This window comes from Snodgrassella sp. B3882 (assembly GCF_026535915.1).
Taxonomy (GTDB): Bacteria; Pseudomonadota; Gammaproteobacteria; order Burkholderiales; family Neisseriaceae; genus Snodgrassella.
Window position 1 is genome coordinate 1 of record NZ_JAFNPF010000010.1, and the last position, 5,443, is coordinate 5,443.

General features: G+C 50.0%; 2 tRNA genes and 3 rRNA genes. All 5 read right to left on the reverse strand.

From position 1 onward, the window contains the following. Nucleotides 1-83: 83 nt before the first annotated feature. Nucleotides 84-197, reverse strand: a 5S ribosomal RNA gene (gene rrf / locus J3U68_RS10555). Between the two features lie 106 nt (nt 198-303). Beyond that, nucleotides 304-3,193: ribosomal RNA gene (locus J3U68_RS10560) — 23S ribosomal RNA — on the reverse strand. A gap of 313 nt (nt 3,194-3,506) precedes the next feature. Beyond that, nucleotides 3,507-3,582: transfer RNA gene (locus J3U68_RS10565), tRNA-Ala, on the reverse strand. 14 nt (nt 3,583-3,596) lie between these two features. Continuing rightward, nucleotides 3,597-3,673 (reverse strand) — tRNA-Ile (locus J3U68_RS10570). Between the two features lie 77 nt (nt 3,674-3,750). Further along, nucleotides 3,751-5,289 (reverse strand): 16S ribosomal RNA (locus tag J3U68_RS10575). Together the 16S, 23S and 5S rRNA genes with 2 tRNA genes alongside form the textbook arrangement of a ribosomal RNA operon. Between the last annotated feature and the right edge of the window lie 154 nt (nt 5,290-5,443).

The following is a 5,443-nucleotide window of genomic DNA, read 5'->3' on the forward strand; positions in this document are numbered from 1 at the left end:
ATAACTAAAGCAGCCTTTCGGCTGCTTTAGTGAGGTATAAAGCAAAGAACCCAGTATCATATACTGGGTTCTTCTAAAAGGGTGTCTGGCGGTGTCCTACTTTCACATGGGTAATCCATACTATCATCGGCGCTAAGTCGTTTCACGGTCCTGTTCGGGATGGGAAGGCGTGGGACCAACTCGCTATGGCCGCCAAACTTAAACTGTCAAATTAAAAAGCCGTCATCATGGTGATGTGTATACATCAGTAAGCTTTATCATTGTTTCTGTCCATGCTTATACATGGGAAGTTCTTCAAATGATAGAGTCAAGCCTCACGAGCAATTAGTATCGGTTAGCTACAAGTGTTACCACTCTTCCACACCCGACCTATCAACGTCCTGGTCTCGAACGTCTCTTTAGAGGGATTAAATCCCTAGGGAAGTCTCATCTTCAGGCGAGTTTCACGCTTAGATGCTTTCAGCGTTTATCTCTTCCGAACTTAGCTACCCGGCGATGCGACTGGCGTCACAACCGGTACACCAGAGGTTCGTCCACTCCGGTCCTCTCGTACTAGGAGCAGCCCCCGTCAAACTTCCAACGCCCACTGCAGATAGGGACCAAACTGTCTCACGACGTTTTAAACCCAGCTCACGTACCACTTTAAATGGCGAACAGCCATACCCTTGGGACCGACTACAGCCCCAGGATGTGATGAGCCGACATCGAGGTGCCAAACTCCGCCGTCGATATGAACTCTTGGGCGGAATCAGCCTGTTATCCCCGGAGTACCTTTTATCCGTTGAGCGATGGCCCTTCCATTCAGAACCACCGGATCACTATGTCCTGCTTTCGCACCTGCTCGACTTGTCGGTCTCGCAGTTAAGCTACCTTGTGCCATTGTACTATCAGTCCGATTTCCGACCGGACCTAGGTAACCTTCGAACTCCTCCGTTACTCTTTGGGAGGAGACCGCCCCAGTCAAACTGCCTACCATGCACGGTCCCCGATCCAGGTAATGGATCTGGGTTAGAACCTCAAAGTCACCAGGGTGGTATTTCAAGGACGGCTCCACAGAAACTAGCGTTCCTGCTTCTTAGCCTCCCACCTATCCTACACAAGTGACTTCAAAGTCCAATGCAAAGCTACAGTAAAGGTTCACGGGGTCTTTCCGTCTAGCAGCGGGGAGATTGCATCTTCACAACCATTTCAACTTCGCTGAGTCTCAGGAGGAGACAGTGTGGCCATCGTTACGCCATTCGTGCGGGTCGGAACTTACCCGACAAGGAATTTCGCTACCTTAGGACCGTTATAGTTACGGCCGCCGTTTACTGGGGCTTCGATCCGATGCTTGCACATCTTCAATTAACCTTCCAGCACCGGGCAGGCGTCACACCCTATACGTCCACTTTCGTGTTTGCAGAGTGCTGTGTTTTTATTAAACAGTCGCAGCCACCTATTCTCTGCGACCTCTAACAGCTTACGGAGTGAATCCTTCACCGTCAGAGGCATACCTTCTCCCGAAGTTACGGTATCAATTTGCCGAGTTCCTTCTCCTGAGTTCTCTCAAGCGCCTTAGAATTCTCATCCTACCCACCTGTGTCGGTTTGCGGTACGGTTCCATTCAAACTGAAGCTTAGTGGCTTTTCCTGGAAGCGTGGTATCAGTCACTTCGTGTCCGTAGACACTCGTCATCACTTCTCGGTGTTGAGCACCCGGATTTGCCTAAGTGCTCCACCTACCGGCTTAAACGATCTATTCCAACAGATCGATGACCTAACCTTCTTCGTCCCCACATCGCATTTGAATCAAGTACAGGAATATTAACCTGTTTCCCATCGACTACGCATCTCTGCCTTGCCTTAGGGGCCGACTCACCCTACGCCGATGAACGTTGCGTAGGAAACCTTGGGTTTTCGGCGACAGGGCTTTTCACCCTGTTTATCGCTACTCATGTCAACATTCGCACTTCTGATACCTCCAGCATGCTTCTCAACACACCTTCTTCGGCCTACAGAACGCTCCCCTACCATGCTAGTTGCCTAGCATCCGCAGCTTCGGTTACAGATTTGAGCCCCGTTACATCTTCCGCGCAGGACGACTCGACCAGTGAGCTATTACGCTTTCTTTAAATGATGGCTGCTTCTAAGCCAACATCCTGGCTGTCTCGGCCTTCCCACTTCGTTTACCACTTAATCTGTCATTTGGGACCTTAGCTGGCGGTCTGGGTTGTTTCCCTCTTGACACCGGACGTTAGCACCCGATGTCTGTCTCCCGAGGAACCACTTGATGGTATTCTTAGTTTGCCATGGGTTGGTAAGTCGCAATGACCCCCTAGCCATAACAGTGCTTTACCCCCATCAGTGTCTTGCTCGAGGCACTACCTAAATAGTTTTCGGGGAGAACCAGCTATCTCCGAGTTTGTTTAGCCTTTCACCCCTATCCACAGCTCATCCCCGCATTTTGCAACATGCGTGGGTTCGGTCCTCCAGTACCTGTTACGGCACCTTCAACCTGGCCATGGATAGATCACTCGGTTTCGGGTCTACACCCAGCAACTTGGCGCCCTATTAAGACTCGGTTTCCCTACGCCTCCCCTAATCGGTTAAGCTCGCTACTGAATGTAAGTCGTTGACCCATTATACAAAAGGTACGCAGTCACGGATTTTTCCGCTCCCACTGTTTGTATGCATCAGGTTTCAGGTTCTATTTCACTCCCCTCCAGGGGTTCTTTTCGCCTTTCCCTCACGGTACTGGTTCACTATCGGTCGATGATGAGTATTTAGCCTTGGAGGATGGTCCCCCCATCTTCAGACAGGATTTCTCGTGTCCCGCCCTACTTCTCGTATACTTAGTACCAACTCTGAAATTTCGAATACGGGGCTTTCACCCTCTGTGGCCAAGCTTCCCAGCTTGTTCTTCTATCTCAGTGTCTATCATATACAGGCTCTTACGCGTTCGCTCGCCACTACTTGCGCAATCTCGGTTGATTTCTTTTCCTCCGGGTACTTAGATGGTTCAGTTCTCCGGGTTCGCTTCTCTGTACCTATGGATTCAGTACAGGATACCATGATTATTCATGGTGGGTTTCCCCATTCGGACATCGCGGGATCACTGCTCTATTGCCAACTCCCCCACGCTTTTCGCAGGCTTACACGTCCTTCTTCGCCTATCATCGCCAAGGCATCCACCTGATGCACTTATTCACTTGACTCTATCATTTCAAGAACCTCTTGACTTCGCTAAAACACCGTTGACTAGTGTTTTTAGCTCAAGCTCTCTACTCTCATAAAGCTTACTACTTGGTTGTCTGAACAACGCCTTTTGTGTTCGTTGTTCAGCGATACAATCATCACCCAATTCTTGTGGCACTTTCTTCTTCACCTTTTAGGATGAAGTCTCTAGTGCCTCAGTCTTTGTTTGTTGATTTCGGCTTTCCAATTTGTTAAAGATCGATGCGTTACTTCGCAAATTAAATTCAGCTTCTTCTGTCTTTTGCTGACAAACTCAATTTAATTTCCAAAGTGTGGTGGAGGCAAACGGGATCGAACCGATGACCCCCTGCTTGCAAAGCAGGTGCTCTACCAACTGAGCTATGCCCCCCAAGTCTTCTTTTTTGGTGGGTCTGGGAGGACTTGAACCTCCGACCCCACGCTTATCAAGCGTGTGCTCTAACCAGCTGAGCTACAAACCCAGTTATTGCTCTGTCTTCCGCATCTTTTTCAGTTTACCGATAAGTGTGAATGCGAATAACCCTCTTCTTTTCTCTAGAAAGGAGGTGATCCAGCCGCAGGTTCCCCTACGGCTACCTTGTTACGACTTCACCCCAGTCATGAAGCATACCGTGTTAAGCGACCTCCTTGCGGTTAGTCTACCCAATTCTGGTATCCCCCACTCCCATGGTGTGACGGGCGGTGTGTACAAGACCCGGGAACGTATTCACCGCAGTATGCTGACCTGCGATTACTAGCGATTCCGACTTCATGCACTCGAGTTGCAGAGTGCAATCCGGACTACGATCGGCTTTCTGAGATTGGCTTCACCTCGCGGCTTCGCTACCCTCTGTACCGACCATTGTATGACGTGTGAAGCCCTGGTCATAAGGGCCATGAGGACTTGACGTCATCCCCACCTTCCTCCGGTATATCACCGGCAGTCTCATTAGAGTGCCCAACTTAATGATGGCAACTAATGACAAGGGTTGCGCTCGTTGCGGGACTTAACCCAACATCTCACGACACGAGCTGACGACAGCCATGCAGCACCTGTGTTACGGTTCCCGAAGGCACTCTCCTATCTCTAAGAGATTCCGTACATGTCAAGACCAGGTAAGGTTCTTCGCGTTGCATCGAATTAATCCACATCATCCACCGCTTGTGCGGGTCCCCGTCAATTCCTTTGAGTTTTAATCTTGCGACCGTACTCCCCAGGCGGACAATTTCACGCGTTAGCTTCGCTACTAAGACATCTAGTGCCCCAACAGCTAATTGTCATCGTTTAGGGCGTGGACTACCAGGGTATCTAATCCTGTTTGCTACCCACGCTTTCGAGCATGAACGTCAGTGTTATCCCAGGAGGCTGCCTTCGCCATCGGTATTCCTCCACATCTCTACGCATTTCACTGCTACACGTGGAATTCTACCTCCCTCTGACACACTCTAGTTTGACAGTTTCAAATGCACGTCCCAAGTTGAGCTCGGGGATTTCACATCTGACTTATCTAACCGTCTGCGCTCGCTTTACGCCCAGTAATTCCGATTAACGCTCGCACCCTACGTATTACCGCGGCTGCTGGCACGTAGTTAGCCGGTGCTTATTCTTTAGGTACCGTCAGCACTCGGTGGTATTAGCACCAAGCTTTTCTTCCCTAACAAAAGTCCTTTACAACCCGAAGGCCTTCTTCAGACACGCGGCATGGCTGGATCAGGGTTCCCCCCATTGTCCAAAATTCCCCACTGCTGCCTCCCGTAGGAGTTTGGGCCGTGTCTCAGTCCCAATGTGGCGGATCATCCTCTCAGACCCGCTATGGATCGTCGCCTTGGTAGGCCTTTACCCCACCAACTAGCTAATCCAACATCGGCCGCTCAAATAACGCGAGGTCCTAAGATCCCCCGCTTTCCCCCTCAGGGATTATGCGGTATTAGCCATCCTTTCGGACAGTTATCCCCCATTACTCGGTACGTTCCGATGCATTACTCACCCGTTCGCCACTCGCCACCAGAGAGCAAGCTCTCCGTGCTGCCGTTCGACTTGCATGTGTAAAGCATGCCGCCAGCGTTCAATCTGAGCCAGGATCAAACTCTTATGTTTAATCTTAGCTTGTTTGTAATCCCGAAGTTAACTTCAGCATCACTGGTCTGCTTCAAAGTTATTGACAAGATTTTTATCCTGTCTCTCTGAATCAGTGTGAGGCTTATCCGCACTCACACTTATCGGTAATCTGTTTGTTAAAGAGCGTTGCTTC